Consider the following 26,168-nt stretch of genomic DNA (forward strand, 5'->3'; position numbering starts at 1 on the left):
CAATCGCACGCAAGGTGAACTGATTATCTAGACAAGCGGGGGCCAGCCCGCAGGATATAACCGGGCCCCCCGGGATATTTGTAGAAAGAAAATGCAGGCGGTCAGAAGTGGAGGAACCATCCGCGGAGAGTGTAGAGCTCCATGAAGAGCAGAATCGCGAAAGTGATGCGCCAGCCCCAATTGCGCAGACAGCGCCACAGGATGACGGTCAGGACAACGCAGAAGCCAGCGATCACAGGTCCGATCCAACCTGCGTGGTGGCTGCTGTCCCAGTAGCTGAAGGGACTTTCGAAAACCCAATCGGTGATGGGCCAGAAGTGGCGGCGACCATCGTCGTGGTGAAGCAGGAAATCAGCAGCGATGTGTAGAAGCCCCGAGCCGAAGAAGGCCGTCCAAACACGCGCTTTGAGCCAAAGCGCAATGCCAAGCCCTGCCCCCCAAAGAAGAAGTGAATTGTCGATGGCAAAGATGTTTTGCCAGAGGTCCGAGTAATAGAGCTCTCCGAACACCACTCGCTCTGGGATTTGCGCGATGAACAGTGCGTAGCTGGCCATCAGATACAGCGACAGGTCGGGTAGAAGCGCGCCAATCAAAGCGGCCCATGTGGTTTTGCGGTCGCGGCCGAAAACGGCGGCGCCGACGATAAGGTGGGCGGGTGTGTTCATGGGTCCCTCATTCGCGTGTCAGGCCAGCATGACAGAGACCAGCACCTTTCAAAAGCAAAACGCCCCCCGGCCGGGAGGCGTTTCACGAGATTTTGAGCGGGTCGACTTAGCTGATCATCGTCAGCAGAGTGTCCAGCGACTGTTTGGCGTCGCCATAGAACATGCGTGTGTTCTCTTTGAAGAACAGCGGGTTCTCGATGCCCGAGTAACCAGTGCCCTGACCACGTTTCGACACGAAGACCTGCTTGGCTTTCCAGCATTCCAGTACCGGCATACCGGCGATGGGGCTGTTGGGATCTTCTTGTGCGGCCGGGTTCACGATGTCGTTCGAGCCGATAACGATGGCGACATCCGTGTCTGGGAAGTCGTCATTGATCTCGTCCATCTCAAGCACGATGTCGTATGGCACTTTGGCCTCGGCCAGTAGCACGTTCATGTGACCGGGCAGACGCCCTGCGACCGGGTGGATCGCGAAGCGCACGTTTTTGCCTTTGGCCCGCAGACGGCGTGTCAGCTCGGCCACGTTTTGCTGGGCTTGCGCCACAGCCATGCCGTAACCGGGGATGATGACAACGCTGTCGGCATCTTCCAAAGCGGCAGCTACACCATCGGCGTCGATGGCGACCTGTTCGCCTTCGATTTCCATGGCAGGGCCGGTGGTGCCGCCAAAGCCACCCAGAATAACGCTGATGAACGAGCGGTTCATCGCCTTACACATAATGTAGCTAAGGATCGCACCGGACGAGCCAACCAGCGCACCAACAACGATCAAAAGGTCATTGCCAAGCGAGAAGCCGATGGCCGCCGCAGCCCAGCCTGAATAGCTGTTCAGCATCGACACAACGACGGGCATATCCGCCCCGCCAATGCCCATGATCAGGTGATAGCCAATGAAGAAAGCCGCCAGCGTCATCAGGAACAGCGGGAAGAACCCACCGGAATTGAAGTACCAGATCAGGCAGATCACTGACAGGATCGCAGCACCGGCATTCAGCATATGACCGCCCGGCAGCTTTTCAGCCGAAGACGTCACTTTGCCCGCCAGTTTGCCATAGGCCACAACCGAACCGGTAAAGGTCACCGCACCGATGAAGACACCCAAGAACAGCTCGACGCGCAGGATGTTCTGCTCGACCGGTGTTTTATGCGCCAGAAGGGCGGCAAATCCATCAAGGTGATGACGTGCTTCTTCGCCCATCGAAAGGACATTGTTCAGCTCGATATGGGCGTTGTAGCCCACGAACACAGCAGCCAGACCAACAAGCGAGTGCATGGCAGCGACAAGCTGCGGCATCTCGGTCATTTGAACTTTCTGCGCAACGTATGTGCCGATCAAACCGCCACCAGCGATCAAAAGCAGCGACAAAAGCCACAAGCCCGAACCGGGACCGACCAGTGTTGCAAACACCGCCAGCGCCATGCCAACAATGCCGTACCACACCGCACGTTTCGCGCTTTCCTGCCCAGACAGACCGCCAAGGGAGAGGATGAAAAGAACTGCCGCAACAACATATGCGGCTGTGGTGAAACCAAATTCCATGATCCCTACCCCCTTAAGATTTCTGGAACATGGCGAGCATGCGCCGTGTCACGAGGAAGCCACCGAAGATGTTGATCCCCGCCATGAAGATCGACAGAGCTGCCAGCAAGATCACGAGGAAAGACCCCGACCCGATCTGCATCAGCGCGCCCAGAATGATGATCGACGAAATGGCGTTGGTCACAGCCATCAAAGGCGTGTGCAGCGAATGCGATACGTTCCAGATCACCTGGAAGCCAACAAACACGGCCAGAACAAACACGATGAAGTGCTGCATGAAGCTGGCAGGCGCATAAAGCCCCAACAGCAACATCAGCGCACCACCGACACCCAGCATGGTAAACTGCTGTTTGGTTTGCGCTTTGAACGCGGCCGCCTCGGCGGCGCGTTTTTCTTCCGGGGTCAATTCCGGCACCACTTCTTTGGGTTTGGCGGCAATCGCCTGAACCTTTGGGGGCGGCGGCGGGAAGGTGATCTCGCCCTGATGGGTCACGGTCGCGCCGCGGATTACATCATCTTCCATGTCGTGGTTGACCTTGCCGTCCTTCTCGGGCGTCAGGTCTGACATCATGTGACGGATGTTATTGGCGTAAAGCGACGACGCCTGCGAGGCCATGCGCGACGGGAAATCGGTGTAGCCGATGATGGTCACACCATTGTCGGTCACGATCTTCTCATCCGCGACGGTGCCTTCGGCGTTGCCGCCACGCTCGGCGGCCAAGTCAACGATGACCGAGCCCGGCTTCATCGCCTTGATCATATCCTCAAGCCACAGCTTAGGGGCTGGGCGGTTGGGGATCAGGGCCGTTGTGATGACGATGTCAACCTCTGGTGCCAGTTCGCGGAACTTGGCCAGTTGGGCTTCGCGAAACTCTGGGCTGGACACGGAAGCGTAGCCACCTGTCGCCGCCCCGTCTTGCTGCTCTTCCTCAAAGTCGAGGTAAACGAACTCGGCGCCCATCGATTCAACTTGCTCTGCCACTTCAGGGCGTACGTCGAACGCATAGGTCACCGCGCCCAAGGATGTTGACGTCCCGATGGCGGCCAGACCAGCCACACCAGCACCAACGACCAGAACTTTCGCCGGGGGCACTTTGCCCGCTGCGGTGATCTGACCGGTGAAGAAACGACCGAAGTTGTTACCAGCCTCGATCACGGCGCGATAGCCCGCGATGTTCGCCATCGACGACAAAGCGTCCATCTTCTGCGCGCGCGAAATACGCGGCACCATTTCCATGGCGATGACATTCGCGCCAGAGGCTTTCGCCTTCTCCAGCCCGTCTTCGTTGCCGCCCGGATTAAAGAAGCTGATCAGCGTTTTGTCTGCCGACAACCGTTTCAGCTCTGTTGCATTGGGCTCGCGCACTTTGGCGATGATGTCAGCTGCCTTCCAAAGCGCGGCGGCGGTCTTTACGACCTCAACACCTGCGTCTTTGTATGATGCGTCCGAAAAACCCGCAGCCGCACCGGCCTTGGTTTCGATCACGCAATCATAGCCCAGCTTTTGCAGCATCTTGGCGCTTTCCGGGGTCATTGCGACCCGGTTCTCGCCCTCAAAACTTTCCTTGGGTACACCGATCTTCACAGTCTCTTCCTTCTCCCGTCGTGTGCCGAACGAGGGGGTACCCCTCAGCCCCGGCGGTTTCATGAGCAGCTATACGCGGGCCTCGCGCAAGATGCTATCGTTACGGAGCGTATTGCGACAATTTTATTTCAATACGCGAGTCCAAGTTGAAGGGCAATGCCGCCATGCAGCATACCCGCTAAATCCAACGCCTCACCTTCCCTGACCAATCGTCAAATGCTTGGCCAAACTGCGCGCGCAACCCTGCCTCCTCGGGCAGAATAAATCGGCTGGTGATGATCCAGACAAATACCGGGACCAGCACCAGTGCGGGCAACACGTCCCATCGCAGGACAAATCCAGTCAGCACCATAGCGTCCCCCAGATAAATCGGGTTGCGAGACAGCCGGTAGATACCCCGCGACAGAAACGCTGTGGGAACTTGGCGGGGAATGACCGAAGTGCGGGCCTTGGTAAACTCCCAGACGGCCAAACCCATAGCGCCAAGCCCGACGACAATAAGGACGTTACCCAGCCAGCGGGACCAACCCCACCCAAACCCAAGTCCGGGAAAAATGTGATCCAGCCCATAGGCGCCCACAATCATTCCAGCAAGCCAAACCGGAGGCAGATCAAGCCAACGTGTAAGCTGTGACATTGGGGCTCCGATTGAGGTTTTAGATAAGTCAGGCGATTTGTACCAATTCCGCAAGGATGCGCAATCGGTTTGCGCCAACATCCCACTTGCGACATGGATTGAAATCCCTAGTCTTTCGATTGACTGCGGCAGGAGGAACAATTGACCAATTTCAGCGCAACAAAGAAGCTTTTTTCCCTGCCTGACGGGATGACCTATTTGGACGGCAACTCGCTTGGTCCCCTGCCCATCGCGGCGCAAGACCGTATTGCAGCCTGTGTTCGCGACGAATGGGGCGAAATGCTGATCACCGGGTGGAACAAGGCAGGCTGGATGGTACAGCCGCGTGCCCTTGGTGATCGCATCGGGCGATTGATCGGGGCCGAACCGGGCCACGTGGTGATCGGCGACACGCTCTCGATCAAGGTCTATCAGGCGCTGGCGTCAGCGTTGGAATTGCGGCCCGGGCGCAAAGTTATCCTGTCTGATAACGGCAACTTTCCGACCGACCTTTATATGGCGGACGGACTGGCCCGGTCGCTTGGGCAAGACCACCGCGTCGTCACTCCCGCCCCCGAAGACGTCGCCGACCAAATTGCGGCCATAGGCGAGGATCTTGCGGTTCTGATGCTGACCGAAGTGGATTACCGCACCGGTCGTCGCCACGACATGCCCGCCCTGATCCGCGCAGCGCACGATGTTGGAGCATTGGTTGTCTGGGACTTGGCGCACTCGGCCGGGGCTTTGCCAGTTGACCTGTCCGGTGCAAACGCAGATTTCGCAGTCGGGTGCACCTATAAATACCTGAACGCAGGCCCCGGCGCGCCCGCCTTTATCTATGTCGCCCCCCGCCATTCCGCGGCCGTCCGCCCCGCCCTATCAGGTTGGCTGGGTCACGACGCGCCCTTTGCTTTCGATCTTGACTACCGTCCCGGCGATGGGATCGACCGCATGAGGGTTGGCACGCCGCCTGTGTTGCAAATGGCTGCCTTGGACGCAGCTTTGGACATCTGGGATCAGATCGACATGAAGGACATCCGCACCCGGTCCATCGAGTTGTGTGAACGCTTCATCGCTGGGGTCGAGGCCGCCTGCCCTGACCTGCGCTTGGCCTCCCCGCGCAATCCAGAGACGCGCGGCAGTCAGGTCAGTTTTCATTTTGAAAACGGCTATCCCGCCATGCAGGCTCTGATCGCGCGCGGCGTGATCGGAGATTTTCGCGCGCCCGATATCATGCGCTTTGGGTTCACCCCGCTTTACATTGACGAGGGCGATGTCAACAGGGCCATCGAGACCGTGACCGACATTATGACGAACCGCCTGTGGGACCGGCCCGAGTATCATACCCGGGCCGCCGTGACGTGATCGGATTTAGTGTGCGGGCTGGATGAAGGTCCCGTTGCGCAGGTCGGCCATCGCCTGACGCAACTCGTCCTTGGTGTTCATCACAATTGGCCCGTGCCACGCAACGGGTTCGCGGATCGGTGCGCCTGCCACCAACAGAAAGCGCACGCCCTCAGTCCCGGCCTGCACCCGGACATCATCGCCTGCCCCGAACCGAACAACCGTGCGATTGCCGGACAGGTCGCGGATGTTGACCTCCTGCCCCATCACCTCTTTTTCAAGCAGGATACCTTCGGGCGCGGCGGCGTCGGTGAAGGCGCCTGCCCCTTCGAAAACATAGGCAAAGGCCTGACGACGAGTGTCCACTGGAAACGTCTTTGTGACACCAGCAGGCACGCTGATATCCAGATACAGCGGATCAGCGGCGATCCCATCGACTGGGCCGGACTGCCCCCAGAAGTCACCGACAACGACGCGCACCTTGGTTCCATCGTCTTCCTCGATCACCGGGATTTCGACCGATGGCACGTCCTGATAATTCGGCGCGGTCATCTTCAGATCACGCGGTAGGTTGGCCCAAAGTTGGAACCCGTGCATCTGTCCGCGCGCATTCGCGTGCGGCATTTCTTGGTGCATGATACCTGATCCGGCGGTCATCCACTGGATGTCACCCGTCCCGAGCCGGCCCTGATTGCCAAGACTGTCCTCATGCTCGACCTCTCCGGCCAGCACATAGGTGATCGTCTCGATCCCGCGATGCGGATGCCAAGGGAAGCCTTTCTCGGACAAGCGCGGATCGTCGTTGCGAAAATCGTCAAACAACAGAAACGGGTCATAGGCCTCGGGTTCGTGGAACCCGAAGGCCCGATGCAGATGGACGCCTGCGCCCTCCATTGTGGGTTTGGCTTGCGAGGCAGATAAAACAGGGCGAATGGACATGTGATACCCCTTTCCAAAGGTAAGTTCGCGTTGCCTTCAAGTTAGGGAACCCATCAACCTTCTGCAATTGCGCACAACCCAACAGCTCGCCTGCAAATTCGCACACTATCTTGATGTTCCCGCAATCTCTTCGATTTCGTGCTATGTTTGCATAATAGATTTACCAATTTGAGGCATAAATGGCCCAGCAATTTACCGAAACAGAATGGCGCCAGATCGAGGCGCATCTGGACGCGGCCTTGGCGCAAGACCCCGAGGCCTATGGCCTTCCCGCGCGGCGCGACGGATCGGTTGTCTTGATGTCCTGGAACATCCGTAAATTCGGAGCTTTGATCGACGCAGATGGCCCAAAGAAAAGTCCGGGTGCAACGCGGATGATTGAACGGATCGCGGCGCAAGCTGATCTTCTGTCCATTCAAGAACAGCAAGACGACACTGGCGCGCTTGATGCTTTGGTTGCATCCCTGCGCGGAGCGGGGCAACCCGTTGACGTGATCTTTAGCGACGTAACGGGTCGCAGCCCCGGCCACAAAGGCATGTCGGAGCGGTTCGTATTTATTTATCGTTCTGACCGTGTGCGGCTCGGCCGCTTGGCATCGGACCTGTCCTATGATCGCACCGCGATTGCCGCGAACATGAACGCGGCGCTGCAGGCCTCTTTTGACACGTCAGTTCCGGGTCAAGACGACCCCGGCTTTATGGATCGCCTGATAAGCTGGGCGCAGGACAGCATGCGCATGGTTGGTGCGCAGTTCACAAGTTTTGTGCAATTCATTCGCAGCCCATATTTGGTTGAATTCATCATCGACGGACCAGACGGACGATACGAGATCTATGCCGTCAACGCGCATCTGGTCTCGGGCAAGAAAAACGAGCGGGAGCGGGAGTTCTTTGCCCTTCTGGAATGGCTTTTGCTCGACAGTCGCAAGACTGTGAGCGAACGCGGAAAGATCATCATGATCATGGGCGATCTCAACCTTGATTTTGAAAGCAGCAACGACCGGCGGCGCATCGGGATCGAGAATTATGTCACAGGCATCAACGCGCAGCGCCGTGTGAAGGCGAAGGTTAACTTTCCGTTCTTGGACAGCGACCTGCGCACCAATGCGCGTCGTACCCAGACCTATGACCACATCGCTTGGCTGGCGGAAGATACCCGCCTGCCACGTGGACGCCATAACGGGCTAGCCGGAACGCTCGGACCAGATCAGTTTGATTTTGGTATGTTCGACTTTACGCAACTTTTCGTCGACGCAGGCCCCGGCCGTCTTCCCGATGGCACCCCGGACTACGCCCGGTTCGCACATGACTTTTCAGATCACATGCCGATTTGGGTAAGGCTGCCGGTGCCGTCGGATGGACAGGAGAGGTTTGAAATCTAGCGACGTATCACACACCGGCTGGTGCAGGGCAATCACCAGTGCTTTCCTCATAACAGAGGTCGTCGTATTCACGCGTTCCTGTTACAACAATGTGCTCAAAATCACGCGAATATATCCCGGTCCAACGCCCGGGGAACAAAGGTTTGTACTTCGCGACTGATTCAACAATAAACAACTTTTCCCCGACATACATCTTTGGAATGTGCGGTCCAAGAAATTCGCGCATTGTTGTTACAGAGTGTTCAACAATTCCTGTGGCGGTCCCTGATGTTTGGTTGCCCCATAACTCCAGTTGACGCGGCTCTGCATCATTACATTGCGCCAATGTTTTGTCAGTAGGACATTCGACGATTGTCACCCTCACCCAGCTCGAGTCACCTGTCTTGGACATATACTGAAAAAGATCATCCAAGCCCGCCAGCGTGGTCGGCGTAAACTTATAGTTACGCGACAAAAAATCGGCGACGGCGTAGTTGGCTTTTAATGCCAGGCTTTGTTTTCTGTAGGCATCAAAATAACCAAACGTGGCCATCACCCCAAAAAACAAAAGTGGAAGTATCATCACGCTTTCGACCGTTACAGTCCCGGTTTCCGCGCCCGAAAACATCCGAATCCGTTGCTTCAGCTTCTCGCCAAAGCGTGAGACCATTGAAGCCCGTGTGATCGAGTAGTTTGACATTTTCACACCCTCCTCAAGGCTCATTTACATATGTTGAGACGGCGACAACAGCCACACCACCAGACTCATCACGCGGAAGCCCCATGACCAATGGAGTTGTCGCGAAGAAGGGGTCGGTCACCATACAAGCACGGATAATCAACAAGTCTCCTCCGCCACCCGGCCCGTAAACCACGTCATCTGGTTCTTTGTAGTCGTCGCCTCGATCAACACATGGAAGCGGACCAGTTGGAAGATTCCAAGAAACCGTATCGACCAATCGGACATCGACAGTCAGTTCTTTCATGCAATCTTTGAATAGCAATGTATCGTTGCAGATATTCTCTTTTAGCTCTGTGATGTTGTCTGGCCGCTTGGTCCCCAGCCTCATGCCGCGCACATTCATTTCAACGGCGCGTTCAAGCAACACGGACCGCATTCCGTAGAAAGTTAGCTCGAACGATGTAAAGAACAACGTCATGAACAAGGGGAACCAAATCACAAACTCAATGGTAGAGCTGCCGTCATTGGACCGCCAGAGGCGCAGACAGCGTTGCCAAAGGCCGCTGCCCTGTCGACCACCTGTCAAATTTCGCTTTACACACATGTCACCGCTCATCTCAACTGTATCCTATCCTAGTGAGTGAGCCGGAGCTTGTTGATGTCAGCTGCGATCTTTGAAAACACCGAAGATATGTCCACACTCGAGACCTTATGGTGGAGCCGTTTCCCATCTTTCACCGAAGCACAGGATTGCATCGCATCAGACGTATTAGACGGCGCATCCATCTCAATAGTATAGATGGTGATCCCCGCATTCTTGGCCGCATCACACTGTTCAAGAAGGCGTTTGTCAATCTGGCCAACGCTATGGGACACATTGTTGTTGTCGATGTACTGAACACTGTTAGCATTCGCCAGCAAGCGGCCGGGCGCAGAGTCTAGTTCGGGGTCGGTTGGTAGCAACCAGTCAAACCGCTCCACGAAGCCCCAAGTGTATTTCAACCGCCAGAAAGTTTCATAGTCTAGGTGTGTTGTGTAGCTATTTTGTTTAGGTACGTCTGGAGTACACCTGCTGCCATAATAGGAACTAAAGCAATCGCGGTTTCCTTCATATCCATAAGGCTCTTCGTTCCAATTTTTCGGATTTGAGTTTATTGACGGCTGATACTCTCCGGTTGAAGGATAAAACCAAAGATATCTAGGTTCGATCACTTCTTCACCATCCTTGATGACGACAACATTTCTCCGAATGGAGACAATATTTCGGCCGTTGTAGGTGTTAAGCCAAAATGGTGACGGTCCGGTGCGGTAGCCATCATATAAATGGTGGTGATTGGTATTCTGACCATCTGTCATCAGAACCAAAAACTTAGACGACGCAGTCCGGCCCGGATCATAGGGACGACCGAGGAAATCACCACTAACCTTTCCCTCACCAATAAGAGACCTAACCACTGGTTCGGTTTCATGGTGCAGGAATGCCGCCCCCCACTTCATGCCGATATCGATCGCCGTATCGCCACTTGCCTGCAGGGCATTGATCTTAGTTTCCATTTGAGTGGGGGAGTCTTCAAACACCACCATTTCACGCCAGTTATCGGTGTGGCACGATAAATATGCATCGCTGTTGTTTGAGCGATAGTTGCCCCCATAGCGATAAAACCTTGCCGCTTGACGGATGATTTTGTCTTTTTCAGTGATCGGATCTGGCTTCGGCTTCACACGAACCGTCTTGAAATCCTCGTCACGGAAAGTCGCACAATAGGCATCCGTTTGTGCATCTTGTCGATCAAACCTGCTCAGAATTGTCTGCCCAACATTCACTTGCGTTGAATAAGGGACCAAGCTCAGCGATGTCTTTCGCTTGGTAATCGTGCAATCAGTCGACTTCGAGGCGTCGTTGGGGTTGCAAAGAAGCAGATTAGAGAACTCCAGCGCAGCTCGACGCAAGGCCTCTATCCTTGTCAGCTTAGCACCAGAATCCGGATCGCGGGCGTTCGACGTCGAGTTCATCGACCCCGAAACATCCACGACTAAAGAAATCTCTGTCAGTTGGTTGATTTTTGCGGCACCGCCAGACGCAGGCGCGCCAAGGTAGTCGACACCTGACCAACTCAGAAAAGGTGTGCCAACATTCATGGTGGCCGAGGCTTCCACGATTGTCCCGTCGGGCCCAACGATCACCTTTACATTTTCTTCCTTAACAATACTTTCCAAGCCTGCGCGCTCAAAGTAATCAAGCACAACACCCTTGCGATCATTTTCCTGATCCGGGTGTGCTGCTGCCAGAAGTGCTCGGTCCAGGGTCGATTGCAGGCGGGTCCGTTGCAATTCGTACCGCATCAAATCAATCGATAGACCAGAGAAGATGAGCAACGTCGCGAACAAAAACAATGCCAGTATGAACATGGCACCACCTTCGTCACGTGCGAACGTGCGAAAACTACCGATACGACCCCCTTCGGTCCTATCAATCAACAACTTCCCCAAACGGCTTTTTCCCAGAGCCATGTCGAACTCCCTTCCCGCGCCTTCAACGCGGCAAAATTCAGCACCACCAACACACTATTAATCTTTGCTTAATTTATAGATGGCTGTGGCGAAACTAAGGCAACAACGGATCAATTGCGAGTTTAGGGTGCAGAAACGGGCCCATTGTCATTCATCCGAGAACAAATCGCACTTTGGCAGCGCTTTGATATCAGGCGGTTATCAATACGAAACCGAAATCATGGTGGATTTGACAGGAATTCGTCCTAACCTGTGTGCGGTATTGTCGCAGATTTTGATTCTGCCGCACCGCAGAAATAGTACACAGAGGTACAATATGGCGAATATAAACGAGCCGAGTTTCCGTGAATCCGTTGATTTGATGTTTAACAGGGCCGTCGCTCTGATGGATCTCCCCTCAGGGCTGGAAGAGAAAATTCGCGTATGTAACGCGACCTATACCGTACGTTTCGGTGTACGATTACGTGGGGAAATTAAAACCTTTACCGGCTACAGGTCCGTCCATTCGGAACATATGGAGCCCGTTAAAGGCGGCATTCGATACGCCTTGGGTGTGAACCAAGACGAGGTTGAAGCACTTGCCGCATTGATGACCTTCAAGTGCGCATTGGTGGAAACACCGTTCGGTGGCTCAAAGGGTGGTCTTTGCATTGACCCGCGCGAATATGAGGAACACGAACTTGAGCTGATCACGCGCCGGTTCGCCTATGAGCTGGCGAAGCGCGACCTGATCAACCCGTCACAAAACGTCCCTGCCCCCGATATGGGTACCGGCGAGCGTGAAATGTCATGGATTGCTGATCAGTATGCGCGCATGAATACGACGGACATCAACGCCAAAGCATGTGTGACCGGCAAACCACCCCATGCGGGCGGGATCGCGGGCCGCGTCGAGGCGACGGGCCGAGGCGTACAATACGCCTTGCGCGAATTTTTCCGTCACCCCGAGGACATAGCAAAGGCTGGACTGTCCGGCACACTGGACGGCAAGCGGATCATCGTTCAAGGGCTGGGCAATGTCGGCTACCACGCAGCGAAGTTCCTGTCCGAACAAGATGGCTCTAAAGTCACTGGGATTATTGAACGTGACGGCGCGCTCACCGACCCCAATGGCATCGACGTGGAGGCCGTGCACAAATGGATCGGCCAGCACGGCGGCGTTAAGGGCTATGCCGATGCGACCTACCACGAGGACGGCTCGAAAGTGCTGGAAGAAGAGTGCGACATTCTGATCCCGGCAGCCCTTGAAGGTGTGATCAATCTGACCAACGCGGACCAGATCAAAGCACCGTTGATTATCGAAGCTGCAAACGGCCCGATCACGTCGGGAGCCGACAAAGTCCTGCGCGAGAAAGGCACAGTGGTCATCCCAGACCTCTATGCCAACGCTGGCGGTGTGACCGTTAGCTATTTCGAATGGGTCAAAAACCTGAGCCATATCCGTTTTGGCCGCATGCAGCGCCGTCAGGAAGAAGCGCGCCACCAACTGGTGGTCGACGAACTTGAGCGGCTTGATCGATACCTTGGCGACGCGTGGTCGATGACCCCGCAGTTCAAGGATCAGTATCTGCGCGGTGCCGACGAGTTGGAGCTGGTACGCTCGGGCTTGGATGACACGATGCGCACGGCTTATCAGGCGATGCGCGAGATTTGGCACAGCCGCGATGAGGTCGAGGATTTACGGATGGCCGGCTATATCGTGGCGATCACCCGCGTGTCTGCAAGTTACCGCGCCAAAGGACTATAGTACGACACCGCGCCCCTCCTGATTACATGAGGGGCGCGGCTCAAGCCATTGTTTAAATTTCGATAAATTAATTTATGATCCAACTATGACAATCGCGCTCCGTGCTTTTCTAAGGCTCGCCCCACGCACGATTTTCGCCGTCACCAACAGCCACCAATCAAGCCCAAGCTTCGCGGAGTGTGAACCGTTAACTCGCAGGCGCGCGCGCCTATTGCCTCAGTCGTTCAACCTTCGCCGCGTCCTGAAGAGACCAGTATTGAAGCGCATCCCGAACGCCTTCGGCCGCCCGCAATCGCCATGCTTTGTCTTGCAAAAGTTTTCGATCTCGAGGGGATGACAGGAACCCAAGTTCGATCAAAGCCGACGGGATGTCGGGGGCTTTCAGCACTGAAAATCCAGCTTGCATACGTGGCGTCTTATAGGTCGATCCGGTCGCGGAATAGATGCCTTCCACCAGAATTTCTGCCAACGCCTCGGATCGCGGGGTTGTTTCGGTCCTCGCAAGATCCATCAAGACCAAGGCTACTTCGTCAGAATGACGGGTCAGGTCGACACCGGCCAGCAAGTCCTCGCGGTCATGACGCTCGGCCAGCGATTTTGAGGCCGCATCAGTCGCCTCGTCAGATAGGGTATAGACCGTTGCCCCCGTCGCGCGCCCCTGCGCCAAAGCATCCGCGTGCAACGACAAGAACACATCCGCACCGGCGCGGCGGGCAATGGTTACACGCTCCTCCAGCGGGACAAAAACATCGCGATCACGGGTCATCACCACCTCGAACCCGCCAGACCGCAACAACACCTCTTTCAGTTCACGCGCGAAGGTCAGCATCAGATCTGCTTCGACCACCCCTTCCCGCTCGGCCCCCGGATCAATACCACCATGGCCGGGATCAAGTACCACCACGACGTCGCCGACACCGTTCTGCCGGGTTTTTGGTGATGGCATCGGGCGTGCTTGCGCACCCGTAAATACCGCGCTGTCGGGCGCGCCAGACGCCGCCGAAAACGCAGCGGTCGACGCCTGCGACAGCTCAAGCCGCATGACAGCAGTATCGCCGCCGCCGCCCTCGCCTGCATTCATCCAGGCCTTGTCGACAATCATCGGCGTGCTTAGCGTTAGTACAAGACGCGTCCAACCGGGGCGAAACAACCCGGCCCGGATATCCAAGAACTGATCTGAACCCGCCAAAAGTTCAGCGACATCAATGCCTTCCCAGTCGAGTTCCGAGAAATCCACAACAACGCGCTGCGGATCATTCAACGTGAACACCCGCCACGGAACCGTTCGGGTCATGGCAATATCAATGGACACGCCCCGCCAGCGATCTTTGATCGTCACACCGTCCGCGGCAAGCCGTGCCAACCCGTTAAGGGCGTGTGGACTGGCGAACGGGCGCGTCGCTGGGCTGGCCGCCACCGAGGCAGCCGTGGTGGACGTTTCCGACGGGTTTAACCCCGCGTTGGCAGCCTGAGGTTCACGAGGGTTGGGCTTGGGCACGGGCGACGTCTCTGGCGCCGCCGTTTGGGCCGCGGCCGCCACTGCCAGAAACCCCGACAGGGTCGTCGCCAATATGGACGCCCCCACCCTGCGCAAATCTAGAGATATCATATGCCCGAACCTGCCTGTGCCTGCATTTGGCCAAAGCTTAACAAGCCCCGCCCCGAACGTCAGCCGTTAATACAGCTGATTGCGCGCTGATCGTTAGCTCTCGTTCCGTTTGGCCGCGATGATCTGCTCCATCTGCTCAAGCGGCATGTAGCCGCGCGCCATGTCGTCATGCATGACGAAAGCTGGTGTGCCCGAAATTTGCAACCGCTGCCCAAGTGTGCGGTTGTCGGCCAAAATGGCATCAACAACGGTGGCATCCATGCCGTCCGCGATGGCTTGACCATCCAGTCCCAGCTCGTTGCCCATCTCGATCAGGCTGTCGACGGTGACGGCACCTCGTTTGGTGATCAACGCGTCGTGCAAGGTTGCATATGCCTCTTCTCCGAACAGCTGCTGGCCCGAGATGGCAAACCGCGCCGACAACATGCTCGCATCGCTCAGGATCGGAAATTCCTTCAATATCAATTTGATATTGCCATCTTTTTCGAGCAGTTCTTGAACCACATCATAGGATTTTCGGCAGTAGCCGCACTGATAGTCAACGAATTCGACAATCGTGATATCCCCATCTGGATTTCCGGCAACATGAGAGTACCCGTCTTCGAACAACGCTTTCGCGTTGACCTTCACAAGGTCTTGATCCAACGCAACCTGTTGCTGCGCCTGACGTTCTTCAAGCACGCCGATAGCTTCCATCAACACCTCGGGATTATCCAAAAGATAGGCGCGGATTTCATCGCGGAACGCGTTGCGCTCATCCTCGGTCAAGTTGGACAGGTCCAGCGCCTGTCCGGCGCCAGCTGCGCCAAATGTCAGTGCAGTGCTGAGCATCAGAGCCAAGGTCAGTGTCTTTTTCATGTCGTTCGTCCGTTCCCTGTCATAACGCCCATAATACGGGCACAACGATAATAGCAGCCCTGTTTGTTTAGGGACTGCACATTTTTGCGATCTCACCTGCATTTACGGCATGTCAGACGCGCTGCCAAGCACAGTGGCTGCGACGTAAGCGGCAATCCACTGCATTGACTTCGTGCAAGCTCGGGTGCACCCAAGCCAAAGAGTATCACAATGAGGTTCCAATGAAACATTCCAACCGCGGTATAGTCGACCCGTTCATCGTCATGGATGTTATGGAAGCCGCTCGCGCCGCCGAAGCCTCGGGTCGCCATATCATTCATATGGAGGTGGGCCAGCCATCGACGGCGGCACCCATTGCTGCCCAAGCTGCTTTGGCACGCGCGATGGAGACGGACGCCTTGGGATACACTGTCTCGCTTGGTATTCCCGCTCTGCGCGAGGGGATCGCGGCACTGTACAAAGATTGGTACGGGTTGGTGATTGATCCGGGTCGTGTTGTGGTCACATCGGGCAGTTCCGGGGCTTTCATTTTGGCTTTCACCGCCTTGTTCGACGCTGGCGATAAGGTCGGATTGGGTGAGCCCGGATATCCTTCTTACCGGCAGATCTTAAAGGCACTGAACCTGACACCCGTTGGCATTCCCACCCGCCAATCCAACCGCCTGCAACCTGTCCCTTCAGAGCTGCCCAGCGATCTGGATGGGTTGATCACGGCCTCTCCTGCCAACCCGTCGGGCACGATGCTGGACCATGCGGCACTGGAAGCACTGATCGGCACATGTCACGACCAAGACACCAGTTTTATCGCAGATGAAATCTATCACGGGCTTCAGTATGAAAGCCGCGCAGTGTCGGCGCTTGAAGTGTCGGACGACATTTACGTCATCAACAGCTTCTCCAAGTACTTCTCGATGACCGGTTGGCGCGTGGGGTGGATGATCGTCCCCGAGGATCATGTCCGTTTGATCGAGCGTCTGGCACAAAACATGTTCATCTGCGCACCACATGCCAGCCAAGTCGCCGCACTGGCCGCCCTTGGAGCGCGCGACGCGCTGGATGCCAATCTTGCGACCTACGCCACCAATCGAGCGTTGATGTTAGATGAGCTTCCCAAAGCTGGGTTCACCAAAATCGCACCACCGGATGGCGCGTTCTACATCTATGCCGATGTCAGCGATCTAACCGATGACAGCCGCGCTTTCGCCGCCGACCTGCTGGAGCACGCAGGCGTTGCCGTGACGCCGGGACTGGATTTTGACCCCATTCGTGGTCATCAGACGTTGCGCTTCTCCTATGCGCGCTCGACCGATGATATACGCGAGGGCCTGTCGCGCATTTCAGCTTTTATGGCAGCGCGCTAGAATCACGTTCCGCGCAGGCGATCATTTTTCCATAGAATGGAGAGTGCGGATTTTGACATTCTCCACATAGTTTTAATCCCCGGATGGAAACGATGAGTTTCCGTTTAAACCCCCATATTTTCACATCAATTTGATGTTCCAGCCTTGATTCAAACACATTCGACGCGCAATTAAATCAGAGCCGCAGCAGGGTGTAGTGGAGTTTGCGGCTATTTAACGATTGTAGGGGTAAAACGGCAGACGACCTTTCCTGACACGACCAAGATTTGGTGAAGCACGCGCGGGCTTCGCAGGATGACGTTTGCTGTGGACCACTGATTGAGGGGAAATACGATGGCGGTATTAGACAATGCCATTTGGTTGACTGGTTCGGGTGGCGAAGCAGTCAGCGGTAGTACAGTGGTTACGGATGGTGCCAATAGCACAACTGTAACGGCAAGCTTCATCGGCGATTGGGATGCAACGCAAGGCGGCCAAAATGTGGCCGATTTCGGTGCGTTTGGCATTTCAGCCCCAATCGTGGCCGACTATGAATTTTCGAACCCTGTTGAAAACTTGTCCTTCGACTTCCAGCATGTGAATGACGATGGCGGATCGACATTTGACGACGCCTGGACGATTTACGCCTATGACGCCAGCGGTGGGCTGATCGACAGCGCGGATGTTATCGCCGGTCTTAGCGGGTTGGTGGATGAAACCGTCACTGTAAACGCCGATGGATCCGTAACGGTCGAGGCCAACGGCACCAACAGCAACGATGTCTCAATGAACCTTCCAGGCCCGCTGTCAGAACTGAAATTGCAGTTCGAGCCCGGCTCGGGCGGAACTGTAACTGGTGGGTCTGGCATCAGCGATCTGTCATTTGATGTGCCCGCGCCCATTGACACAGACGGCGACGGCATCGACGACATTGAAGATCTGGATATCGACAATGATGGTATTCTGAACGACGACGAATACGACACAGTTACACCCACAACGATCACGATCACGTTCGATGGTGACAATTTCGCTGGCGGCGAAACGACCTGGCAATTGATCGGGCCCGACGGAACGGTTGTTGCAGATAGTAATGGGTTTGTGTCGACCGGAGAAACCTCGGTCGATTATACGATCCCGGCTGGCGCGCTGGGTGACTATCAGTTTGTGGTCAACGATACATTTGGAGACGGTATCAGCGAGACTGGGCCCGCAGGGTATTCGGTCTCGGTTGACGGAGATGTGGTTGTCACCTCTCCTAGTGATTTGAATTTCGGCACGTCGATCAGTCATGACTTTTCGGTCGAAGAAACATTAGTCCCCCGTGATACCGATGGGGACGGGATCTACGACCACCTTGATCTGGACAGCGACAATGACGGGATCACTGATAACGTCGAGGCACAGACGTCGGATGGTTATATCGCACCTTCCGGAGTGGACGACAACGACGACGGTGTGGACGATGCATATGCAGGCGGATTGACCCCGGCTGACACCGACAATGACGGAACCGCCGACTACATCGACACCGACAGCGACAATGACGGCGTCGCCGATGTGACCGAGGCCGGGCATGGCGTGGACCAGGCCACGATTGACGCTTCTGGTGATGCTGATGGCGACGGGATTGCTGATGCCGTCGACAATGTTTCGGGCTGGGACGTTAACGATGATGATGTCGATGCGTCGGGCGACTTTAATCTGGCTGACACCGATGGGGACGCTGCTGCAGATGGTACGGGCAACACGCCCGAAACCGCCGATTTCGACTATAGAGATTCCACAGGGAACAACTTTGTCGTCGAAGGCACCGCGAGCGATGATATCATCGACGCAAGCTATTCGGACGACCCTGATGGTGACTTCATCGACAATAACGATGCGGCCGACGGCTCGAATGACGACATCATTGTCGCTGGCGATGGGAACGACACTGTCTACGCTGGTGACGGGACTGACAATGCTGATGGCGGCGACGGAAACGATACCATCTATGGTCAGGACGGTGACGACACTCTGACAGGTGGGTCAGGTGCCGACACGTTGGACGGCGGCGAAGGCGCTGATACGATCAATGCTGGTGCTGGTGATGTCATCACCGGTGGTTTTGGCTCTGACAGCATCATTTTGGACACCACGGATGCGTTGGACGGGTCTGGTGCCACGATCACCATTGATGCGGGCGAAGACGCAGACGATGGCGACACGGACACACTTGATCTAAGTGGCCTGGTCGATAGCTATGCTGACGTCGTCTTCGACAGTGGCAACGCTGAAAACGGCACCGCCACCCTGACTGATGGTACCATCGTCACTTTCACAAATGTCGAAAATGTCATCATCTGCTTCACGCGGGACACGATGATCCTGACGGATCGCGGCGAACGTCGCATTCAGGACTTGAAGATCGGCGACCTTGTGGTCACCCGAGACAATGGCCTGCAACCGATCCGCTGGTTGGGCCACAAGACCGTGGACGGACGCGGCAAGCTTGCCCCTGTTCGGATCAACGCCGGAGCCTTTGGCAATGACCGTCCCCTGCTCGTCTCGCCACAACACCGGATGGTGTATGAAGGCCATGATGCAACGCTTCTGTTCACACAAAGTGAAGTAATGGTGCCCGCCAAGCACCTGATTGGCGGCGCAGGTGCATGCATTCAGAAAATGGAGCAGGTGACCTATTACCACATGCTGTTTGACCAGCACGAGGTTGTATATTCAAACGGGGCTGCGAGCGAAAGCTTCCATCCCGACCATGAAGGTTTGGGGGCAATAGATGCCAAAGCCCGCGACGAGTTGTTCAACATCTTCCCGGAGCTACGCGCCGATCCGCGTCATTACGGGGACACAGCCCGGATCGTTTTGCGCAAGTTTGAAGCCAATGCGCTTCACATCGCGGCGTAAAACAGCAAGCAGACAAACATGGAAAAGGCCCGGTAAATTGCCGGGCCTTTTTCGTTAAGGACGCGTTCAGAATATCCCGTTTTCGCGCTGCACGAGCCGCAGATAGGCAATGATGCTCGCGATCTCTGCACGCGTGATACCTTCCACCGGGGGCATGTCTCCAAACCGCCAATGATGCGCACGCACCCCCTGCTCTGCCGCACGGTAGAAGGCAAAATCAGCATGGTGGGACGGCTCATAGATCTTATGGATCAAAGGCGGCCCGACCCCGTCCAGCCCCCCTGCATTTGGCCCATGGCACGCCGCGCATTTGGCTTCAAAGGCACGTGCACCAACCACGGCGTCGTCCCCAAGCGCTGGCATTTTCACAGCAACCATTTCAAGAGTTTCGGGTTGCGCTTGCTCAGAGCTGTCCACCGCGACGCCCTCTGGTTGACCCGTCATTGCAAACCAAACAAAAAGCCCGAGGCCCAACGCCCCAGCACATCCTACAATCACACCTTTGTTCATCGCACAAACCTTCCGAGTCGTTGTCTTAGCGACAGGTTTGCGTGTTCCAGCAGGGGGAAGGTCAAGTCAGAATGCTTGACGGGAGGGGATTAACGTCGACGGCTAGGATCTGTCGCGTGCAACCCAAGCACGCGCTGCATCACCAAAGGCCGAGAACAAGACCCGAGACACCGGATCTTCCGCTGCATTGTATTCCGGGTGCCACTGGACCGACAGGGTAAAGCCGGGCGCATCTTTGATCACAATCGCTTCGGGCGTGCCGTCATCTGCGTGGCCTTCAATCACAATCCGGTCGCCCGCCGTCTTGATCCCCTGCCCGTGCAGAGTGTTCGTGCGCACACATGTGGCCCCCAGCAGGTCGTGAAACGCGCCGCCTTCGTCCAGATGGACATCGTGCCGAATGGCAAACTTCTCTTCCAACGTCCCGTCAGGTGGCATCCGGTGATTCATCCGGCCAGGTAGATCGCGAATTTCAGGATATAGTGTACCACCCATGGCGACATTCACCTCTTGAAACCCGCGGCAGATGCCAAAGAAAGGTTGCCCGCGGTCGACACAGGCACGGATCAAGGGCAGCGCGATCGCGTCCCGGCAGCGATCAAACTCGCCATGTGCCTCGGTCTCGTCTTCACCATATTCGATCGGGTGAACATTTGGCCGCGCGCCGGTAAACAAGAAACCGTCGCAGGTCTCTAACAACTCATCCACGGTTACAAAACGTGGGTCGGACGGCACGATCAGTGGCAGACAGCCCGCCACAACCGAGATCGCCTCGGAGTTCATCGTCCCGCCCGCATGGGTCGGGTACTGGTCGTTGACCAGATAGGAATTGCCTATGATGCCGATGATCGGTCGTCGCATGAGTGTACCGGAATTGTGGTTCTGTTGCAGCGTGATAGCAGAGGGCGCAGAGGATGAAAATCCCATGCGCCCCTTGAAGCTTTATCCTGTCCGTGCGGTTTCTGCTTTATCCAGCAGCCTCAGCCTTTTTGGCTAAGCGGCGTGCGTGAAGAACCGGTTCTGTATAGCCAGAAGGCTGGACACGGCCCTTGAACACAAGATCGCAGGCCGCTTGGAAAGCCTGACCAGCGTAACCCGGTGCCATCGGTTCATAACTGGGGTCATCCGCGTTCTGCGCATCAACCTTAACAGCCATCTTGCGCATGGCGGCCATAACCTCGGCCTCGGATACGACACCATGGTGCAGCCAGTTCGCCAGTGCTTGGGATGAAATGCGGCAGGTTGCACGATCTTCCATAAGGCCAACGTCGTGAATATCCGGCACCTTCGAGCAGCCCACGCCGACATCGACCCAGCGCACCACATAGCCAAGGATACCTTGCGCATTGTTTTCAACTTCGTCGCGGATGTCATCCTCGGACCAGTTTACGCCCTGCGCGACTGGATAAGTCAGAAGGTCTTTCAACGTGCCGCGCGGCCCGCCCGCGGTCAATTCGTCCTGACGGGCCATCACGTCAACGCTGTGATAATGGGTCGCGTGCAATGTCGCGGCCGTTGGGCTTGGCACCCAAGCGCAGTTTGCCCCCGATTTCGGGTGCCCGATCTTTTGATCCAGCATATCCGCCATCCGATCAGGCATGGCCCACATACCTTTACCGATCTGCGCGCGCCCATGCAGGCCGCAGGCCAGACCGATATCAACATTGCGATCCTCGTAGGAACTGATCCAAGCCGAGTTCTTCATCTCTCCTTTACGGATCATCGGCCCGGCTTCCATCGCCGAGTGGATTTCGTCACCCGTCCGGTCAAGGAACCCTGTGTTGATGAAGGCCACGCGATGTTTTGCGGCGCGGATGCATTCCTTCAGGTTCACGGATGTGCGACGTTCTTCGTCCATGATGCCCAGCTTCACGGTGTATTGCGGCAAACCCAGCAACGCCTCGACACGGGTGAAAAGCTCGTCCGAGAAGGCGACCTCTTCGGGCCCGTGCATCTTGGGTTTCACAACATAGACCGAGCCAGTGACAGAGTTTCCGCTTTCCCGGCGAAGATCATGCATACCACACAAGGTGGTCATCAAAGCGTCCATCAGCCCCTCGAACACCTCGTTCCCATCGCTGTCGCGAATGGCCGGATTGGTCATCAGATGGCCCACATTACGGACCAGCATCAGCGCGCGCCCCTTATGGGTAATAGGCGTGCCGTCGGGGGCGGTGAAATGCAGATCGTCGGCCAGTTTGCGGGTGACGGTCTTGCCGCCTTTCGTAAGATCTTCGGTCAAGGTGCCGTCCATTAAGCCCAACCAATTGGAATAGGCCAAAAGCTTATCTTCGCCATCCACGGCCGCCACGCTATCCTCGCAATCCATAATCGCAGACATGGCACTTTCCAGACGGATATCCGAGATACCGGCCCGATCTTGCCCACCCACGGGGGTTGATGGGTCAATATTAACTTCGATCAACAACCCATTGTTAGAAAAGTACACTTTCCCAACTGAATGACCGCTGAACTGGGAGGGATCGGCCAGCGCAGGCGTAACCACCCCATCTTCGACCGAGAGCGCATCGATATCGGCCCATGCGCCATGTGCCAAAGGCACGGCCCCGTCCAAAAACGCGCGTCCCCACGCGATCACGCGCGCGCCGCGTTCCGCGTCATATTCCTTGCCCGTGGGCAGATCACCCAGTGCGTCCGTTCCATAAAGCGCGTCATACAAGCTGCCCCACCGGGCGTTGGCTGCGTTAAGGGCGTAGCGCGCGTTCATAATAGGAACCACCAGTTGGGGCCCTGGAACATGCGCGATCTCGGGGTCGACATTTGTGGTTTCGATGGAGAAATCCGGGCCTTCGGGCACCAGATATCCAATCTCTTCCAGAAATGCGCGATGGGCGTCGACGTCTTGTGGTTTGCCCGCATGCGCCTTGTGCCACGCATCCAATTGCCCCTGAATTTCCGTGCGCTTTTCAAGAAGGGCGCGGTTTTTCGGGGTCAGGTCAGAAAGGATCGCCGCAAAGCCTTGCCAGAAGTCATCGGGCGCAATGCCCGTGCCTGCCAGCGCGCGCGTGTCTACAAAGTCTGCTAGTCCGGGATATACGTTCAGCCCTGCCCGTTCGACAAAGTCGCTCATGTCTTCATTCCAGTATACGATTGCACATTTTGGCATAGAGTTTCCGATGCGAAACAAATACGCAAGCAAGTTTTCTTTCGCCACCAGACAAGTAGAGCTTGCCCGGCCTGGTCATCCGTCTCTCGGCTTGCAGCCGGTTTGCAGCAGGTCTACCCTGCCAGTCTGCATCTGCGCAAAAGGACCAAAGATGACCGAGACAGCCCCCCAACCGATCTTTCTTGCCGACTACACGCCGCCCAACTGGCTGATCGAGGACGTGTCGTTGACATTTTACCTGAACCCGACCGCGACGCGCGTCCGTTCGGCAATTCGGTTTGTGCCCAATCCCAAGGCAACCTCGCGGGACTTCTTTTTGCACGGGGATGGATTGACCCTGATCCGTGCGGCCATCGACGGAACGGACATCACACCCGAGTTTGTCGACGGTGGTTTGATTGCGGATGTGCCCGATCGCGCCTTCACATGGGAGGCCGAGGTCGAGATCAATCCCGAGGCCAACACCGCACTGGAAGGGCTTTATATGTCGAACGGCATGTATTGCACCCAGTGCGAAGCTGAAGGCTTTCGCCGCATCACCTATTATCCCGACCGCCCCGATGTGATGGCCCCGTTCAAAGTGCGCATCGAAGGCGACATGCCGGTGATGTTGTCCAACGGCAACCCAACGGATGCGGGCGAAGGTTGGGCTGAATGGAATGATCCGTGGCCCAAGCCCGCCTATCTGTTTGCGCTGGTGGCTGGCGAGTTGGTGGCGCGCGACGACAGCTTCACCACGATGTCGGGCAAGGACGTGGATCTGAAACTGTGGGTGCGACCCGGTGACGAAGGCAAGACAGCCTTTGGAATGGAGGCGCTGAAAGCCTCGATGAAGTGGGACGAAGAGGTTTACGGCCGCGAGTATGACCTAGATATTTTCCAGATCGTTGCGGTGTCCGACTTCAACATGGGCGCGATGGAAAACAAGGGGCTGAACATCTTCAACACGTCCGCTGTCTTGGCCTCGCCCGAAACATCAACCGACGCAAATTTTGAACGCATCGAAGCGATCATCGCGCATGAGTATTTCCACAACTGGACCGGCAACCGGATCACCTGCCGCGACTGGTTCCAGCTGTCGCTGAAAGAGGGGCTGACGGTCTTCCGCGATCAGCAATTTTCGGGCGATATGCGATCAAAAGCCGTGTGCCGGATCAATGACGTGTCCGCCCTGCGCGGACGTCAGTTCCGCGAAGACAACGGCCCGCTGGCGCACCAGGTTCAACCCGACAGCTTTGTCGAGATCAACAATTTCTACACCGCGACCATCTATGAAAAAGGTGCTGAACTGATCGGCATGATGAAAACGCTGGTGGGGCACGACGCGTATTACAAGGCGCTTGATCTGTATTTCACTCGCCATGACGGGGAAGCCGCGACAATCGAAGATTGGGTCACGGTCTTTGAAGACAGCACCGGTCGCGATCTGAGCCAGTTCCGCCGCTGGTACAAACAGGCGGGAACGCCGCGTCTGAAGGTATCGGATGACTTTAGCGATGGCACCTACACCCTTCATTTCGAACAGGAAACGCCAGCCACGCCCGGTCAAGACAAGAAGCTGCCCCAACATATCCCAATTGCCGTGGGGTTGATTGGACCAAATCGTGACGAGGTGCTGAGCACGCAAGTGCTTGAAATGACCGAGGCCAAACAGAGCTTCACCTTCGGCGGGTTGGGCGCAAAACCAACGCCGTCGATCCTGCGTAACTTCTCGGCCCCAGTGATCTTGCAGCGTGACAGCACCCCGACCGAGCGTGCTTTCTTGCTGGCCCATGACACCGACCCGTTCAACAAGTGGGAATCCGGTCGGACTTTGGCGAAAGAGGTGCTTGTCGCCTTGGCCACAGGCGAAGATGGGCCAATGGAAGCCTATCTTGATGCCATCGCGATTATGTTGCGTGACGAAAACCTTGATCCCGCCTTCCGCGCACTGACGTTGGGCCTGCCCAGTCAGGATGATCTGGCGCAAACGATCTTCGATGCAGGCGTCACACCGGACCCGCAGAAAATCTACCACGCCCAGCAAACGCTTTGGCAAGCAATGGCCGAGCACTTGCAAGATCACCTGCCTCGCATGATGGCCGAGATGGAGGTCACTGAGCCGTATAACCCTGGCGCAGAGCAAGCCGGAAAACGCGCGCTTGGCCTTGGATTGTTGAACCTTCTGAACCGGTTGGACGGCGGCGCTGCGGCGCAGTCGCTCTATGATCGGGCCGACAATATGACCTTAAAGTTGGGTGCGTTGGGGTATCTGTTGCAGGTCCAAAAAGGCGACGCGGCACTTGCTGATTTCCGTGAGCAGTTTGAAGAAGACGAACTGGTTATGGACAAGTGGTTCTCGCTTCAAGTCGTTCACGCGACGCCCGACATGGCCGCAGACGTGACCGAGAAGCTGACCAAAGATCCGGCGTTCAATTGGAAGAACCCCAACCGTTTCCGTGCCCTATTCGGCGCGCTGGCAATGAACCCCGCCGGGTTCCACCATGCCTCGGGTAAGGCTTATGAACTGAGTGCGGACTGGTTGATTAAACTTGACCCGGTGAACCACCAGATCGCCGCGCGCATGACCACGGCGTTTGAGACATGGCGCCGCTATGATGCAGACCGTCAGGACATGATGAAATCCGCGCTGCAACGTATCCTTGCTACCGACGGTCTGAGCCGCGACAGCCAAGAGATGGTTGGTCGCATGTTGGGTGACCAGTGAACTAGGGCCTGTTAACACTATTACTTAGTGCTATTTGATGCTAGGTATCTGTTATGAATGAGATAACAGAAAATCAATACGCGCTGATCCAGCCCTACTTGCCAGTCCAGCGCGGGAATG

The 26,168-nt window shown here is 56.3% G+C and carries 19 protein-coding genes; 6 read left to right on the plus strand and 13 right to left on the minus strand.

Annotated features, from left to right (window positions below; translation table 11 throughout):
- Nucleotides 1-101: 101 nt before the first annotated feature.
- The 4 genes from V6N04_RS15130 to V6N04_RS15145 all read right to left on the minus strand — a co-directional run bounded on the left by V6N04_RS15130 (nucleotide 102) and on the right by V6N04_RS15145 (nucleotide 4,427).
- Complete coding sequence (locus tag V6N04_RS15130) at nucleotides 102-665, minus strand: cobalamin biosynthesis protein CobQ (RefSeq protein ID WP_371171028.1); 564 nt, start codon at nucleotides 663-665, stop codon at nucleotides 102-104.
- A 106-nt stretch (nucleotides 666-771) separates the two neighbouring features.
- Complete coding sequence (locus V6N04_RS15135; RefSeq protein WP_371171029.1) at nucleotides 772-2,205, minus strand: NAD(P)(+) transhydrogenase (Re/Si-specific) subunit beta; 1,434 nt, start codon at nucleotides 2,203-2,205, stop codon at nucleotides 772-774.
- A gap of 13 nt (nucleotides 2,206-2,218) precedes the next feature.
- Entirely contained in the window at nucleotides 2,219-3,790 is a 1,572-nt protein-coding gene (locus tag V6N04_RS15140; RefSeq protein ID WP_371171030.1) for a Re/Si-specific NAD(P)(+) transhydrogenase subunit alpha, read from the minus strand.
- Nucleotides 3,791-3,968: 178 nt separating this feature from the next.
- Nucleotides 3,969-4,427, minus strand: coding sequence for a methyltransferase family protein (locus V6N04_RS15145; RefSeq protein ID WP_371171031.1), 459 nt, complete (start codon nucleotides 4,425-4,427; stop codon nucleotides 3,969-3,971).
- Between the two features lie 141 nt (nucleotides 4,428-4,568).
- Between V6N04_RS15145 and kynU the strand changes: the two genes are divergently transcribed.
- On the plus strand, nucleotides 4,569-5,771 hold the full coding sequence (gene kynU, locus V6N04_RS15150) for a kynureninase (protein WP_371171032.1): 1,203 nt from the start codon (nucleotides 4,569-4,571) through the stop codon (nucleotides 5,769-5,771).
- 6 nt (nucleotides 5,772-5,777) lie between these two features.
- Here the strand turns inward: kynU and V6N04_RS15155 are convergent, their stop codons facing one another.
- Nucleotides 5,778-6,689 carry a pirin family protein gene (locus V6N04_RS15155; RefSeq protein ID WP_371171033.1) on the minus strand — a complete coding sequence of 304 codons (912 nt, stop codon included), beginning with the start codon at nucleotides 6,687-6,689 and terminating at the stop codon, nucleotides 5,778-5,780.
- Between the two features lie 179 nt (nucleotides 6,690-6,868).
- Here V6N04_RS15155 and V6N04_RS15160 point away from each other — a divergent pair, with 179 nt between their 5' ends.
- Nucleotides 6,869-8,071: an exonuclease/endonuclease/phosphatase family protein gene (locus tag V6N04_RS15160; protein ID WP_371171034.1), complete on the plus strand. Its 1,203-nt coding sequence runs from the start codon at nucleotides 6,869-6,871 to the stop codon at nucleotides 8,069-8,071.
- Nucleotides 8,072-8,078: 7 nt separating this feature from the next.
- Here V6N04_RS15160 and V6N04_RS15165 read toward each other — a convergent pair whose 3' ends face one another.
- The 3 genes from V6N04_RS15165 to V6N04_RS15175 are packed head-to-tail and all read right to left on the minus strand — an operon-like array spanning nucleotide 8,079 to nucleotide 11,141.
- Nucleotides 8,079-8,750, minus strand: coding sequence for a TadE/TadG family type IV pilus assembly protein (locus tag V6N04_RS15165; protein ID WP_371171035.1), 672 nt, complete (start codon nucleotides 8,748-8,750; stop codon nucleotides 8,079-8,081).
- 13 nt (nucleotides 8,751-8,763) lie between these two features.
- Nucleotides 8,764-9,348: a TadE/TadG family type IV pilus assembly protein gene (locus V6N04_RS15170; protein ID WP_371171036.1), complete on the minus strand. Its 585-nt coding sequence runs from the start codon at nucleotides 9,346-9,348 to the stop codon at nucleotides 8,764-8,766.
- 17 nt (nucleotides 9,349-9,365) lie between these two features.
- Nucleotides 9,366-11,141: a pilus assembly protein TadG-related protein gene (locus V6N04_RS15175; RefSeq protein WP_371171037.1), complete on the minus strand. Its 1,776-nt coding sequence runs from the start codon at nucleotides 11,139-11,141 to the stop codon at nucleotides 9,366-9,368.
- Nucleotides 11,142-11,559: 418 nt separating this feature from the next.
- On the opposite strand from V6N04_RS15175, the gene V6N04_RS15180 reads away from it, so the two are divergent.
- The gene (locus V6N04_RS15180; RefSeq protein ID WP_371171038.1) at nucleotides 11,560-12,990 is read left to right on the plus strand and encodes a Glu/Leu/Phe/Val family dehydrogenase; all 1,431 of its coding nucleotides are present in this window, start codon (nucleotides 11,560-11,562) and stop codon (nucleotides 12,988-12,990) included.
- Between the two features lie 208 nt (nucleotides 12,991-13,198).
- Here V6N04_RS15180 and V6N04_RS15185 read toward each other — a convergent pair whose 3' ends face one another.
- Both V6N04_RS15185 and V6N04_RS15190 read right to left on the minus strand, forming a co-directional pair.
- Nucleotides 13,199-14,599: an N-acetylmuramoyl-L-alanine amidase gene (locus V6N04_RS15185; protein WP_371171039.1), complete on the minus strand. Its 1,401-nt coding sequence runs from the start codon at nucleotides 14,597-14,599 to the stop codon at nucleotides 13,199-13,201.
- 93 nt (nucleotides 14,600-14,692) lie between these two features.
- Entirely contained in the window at nucleotides 14,693-15,457 is a 765-nt protein-coding gene (locus V6N04_RS15190; protein ID WP_371171040.1) for a DsbA family protein, read from the minus strand.
- 221 nt (nucleotides 15,458-15,678) lie between these two features.
- On the opposite strand from V6N04_RS15190, the gene V6N04_RS15195 reads away from it, so the two are divergent.
- On the plus strand, nucleotides 15,679-16,818 hold the full coding sequence (locus V6N04_RS15195; protein WP_371171041.1) for a pyridoxal phosphate-dependent aminotransferase: 1,140 nt from the start codon (nucleotides 15,679-15,681) through the stop codon (nucleotides 16,816-16,818).
- A gap of 333 nt (nucleotides 16,819-17,151) precedes the next feature.
- Nucleotides 17,152-19,704 carry a Hint domain-containing protein gene (locus V6N04_RS15200; RefSeq protein WP_371171042.1) on the plus strand — a complete coding sequence of 851 codons (2,553 nt, stop codon included), beginning with the start codon at nucleotides 17,152-17,154 and terminating at the stop codon, nucleotides 19,702-19,704.
- A 66-nt stretch (nucleotides 19,705-19,770) separates the two neighbouring features.
- On the opposite strand, the gene V6N04_RS15205 is transcribed toward V6N04_RS15200, so the two are convergent.
- From V6N04_RS15205 to V6N04_RS15215, 3 genes are all read right to left on the minus strand, one after another.
- Nucleotides 19,771-20,214 carry a c-type cytochrome gene (locus tag V6N04_RS15205; RefSeq protein WP_371171043.1) on the minus strand — a complete coding sequence of 148 codons (444 nt, stop codon included), beginning with the start codon at nucleotides 20,212-20,214 and terminating at the stop codon, nucleotides 19,771-19,773.
- 102 nt (nucleotides 20,215-20,316) lie between these two features.
- Nucleotides 20,317-21,075: a gamma-glutamyl-gamma-aminobutyrate hydrolase family protein gene (locus V6N04_RS15210; protein ID WP_371171049.1), complete on the minus strand. Its 759-nt coding sequence runs from the start codon at nucleotides 21,073-21,075 to the stop codon at nucleotides 20,317-20,319.
- A gap of 106 nt (nucleotides 21,076-21,181) precedes the next feature.
- Complete coding sequence (locus V6N04_RS15215) at nucleotides 21,182-23,305, minus strand: malate synthase G (RefSeq protein WP_371171044.1); 2,124 nt, start codon at nucleotides 23,303-23,305, stop codon at nucleotides 21,182-21,184.
- Nucleotides 23,306-23,492: 187 nt separating this feature from the next.
- Here V6N04_RS15215 and pepN point away from each other — a divergent pair, with 187 nt between their 5' ends.
- On the plus strand, nucleotides 23,493-26,048 hold the full coding sequence (gene pepN, locus V6N04_RS15220; RefSeq protein WP_371171045.1) for an aminopeptidase N: 2,556 nt from the start codon (nucleotides 23,493-23,495) through the stop codon (nucleotides 26,046-26,048).
- The last annotated feature ends 120 nt before the right edge of the window (nucleotides 26,049-26,168 follow it).

The organism is Aliiroseovarius conchicola (assembly GCF_041403445.1).
GTDB lineage: Bacteria > Pseudomonadota > Alphaproteobacteria > Rhodobacterales > Rhodobacteraceae > Aliiroseovarius > Aliiroseovarius conchicola.

Excerpts from the sequence above, each read along its gene's own strand:
- V6N04_RS15130 (WP_371171028.1), bottom strand. The coding sequence starts at position 665 with ATGAACACACCCGCCCACCTTATCGTCGGCGCCGCCGTTTTCGGCCGC.
- V6N04_RS15135 (WP_371171029.1), bottom strand. The coding sequence starts at position 2,205 with ATGGAATTTGGTTTCACCACAGCCGCATATGTTGTTGCGGCAGTTCTT.
- V6N04_RS15145 (WP_371171031.1), bottom strand. The coding sequence starts at position 4,427 with ATGTCACAGCTTACACGTTGGCTTGATCTGCCTCCGGTTTGGCTTGCT.
- V6N04_RS15155 (WP_371171033.1), bottom strand. The coding sequence starts at position 6,689 with ATGTCCATTCGCCCTGTTTTATCTGCCTCGCAAGCCAAACCCACAATG.
- V6N04_RS15160 (WP_371171034.1), top strand. The coding sequence starts at position 6,869 with ATGGCCCAGCAATTTACCGAAACAGAATGGCGCCAGATCGAGGCGCAT.
- V6N04_RS15165 (WP_371171035.1), bottom strand. The coding sequence starts at position 8,750 with ATGTCAAACTACTCGATCACACGGGCTTCAATGGTCTCACGCTTTGGC.
- V6N04_RS15170 (WP_371171036.1), bottom strand. The coding sequence starts at position 9,348 with ATGAGCGGTGACATGTGTGTAAAGCGAAATTTGACAGGTGGTCGACAG.
- V6N04_RS15175 (WP_371171037.1), bottom strand. The coding sequence starts at position 11,141 with ATGTTCATACTGGCATTGTTTTTGTTCGCGACGTTGCTCATCTTCTCT.
- V6N04_RS15180 (WP_371171038.1), top strand. The coding sequence starts at position 11,560 with ATGGCGAATATAAACGAGCCGAGTTTCCGTGAATCCGTTGATTTGATG.
- V6N04_RS15185 (WP_371171039.1), bottom strand. The coding sequence starts at position 14,599 with ATGATATCTCTAGATTTGCGCAGGGTGGGGGCGTCCATATTGGCGACG.
- V6N04_RS15190 (WP_371171040.1), bottom strand. The coding sequence starts at position 15,457 with ATGAAAAAGACACTGACCTTGGCTCTGATGCTCAGCACTGCACTGACA.
- V6N04_RS15195 (WP_371171041.1), top strand. The coding sequence starts at position 15,679 with ATGAAACATTCCAACCGCGGTATAGTCGACCCGTTCATCGTCATGGAT.
- V6N04_RS15200 (WP_371171042.1), top strand. The coding sequence starts at position 17,152 with ATGGCGGTATTAGACAATGCCATTTGGTTGACTGGTTCGGGTGGCGAA.
- V6N04_RS15205 (WP_371171043.1), bottom strand. The coding sequence starts at position 20,214 with ATGAACAAAGGTGTGATTGTAGGATGTGCTGGGGCGTTGGGCCTCGGG.
- V6N04_RS15210 (WP_371171049.1), bottom strand. The coding sequence starts at position 21,075 with ATGCGACGACCGATCATCGGCATCATAGGCAATTCCTATCTGGTCAAC.
- V6N04_RS15215 (WP_371171044.1), bottom strand. The coding sequence starts at position 23,305 with ATGAGCGACTTTGTCGAACGGGCAGGGCTGAACGTATATCCCGGACTA.
- pepN (WP_371171045.1), top strand. The coding sequence starts at position 23,493 with ATGACCGAGACAGCCCCCCAACCGATCTTTCTTGCCGACTACACGCCG.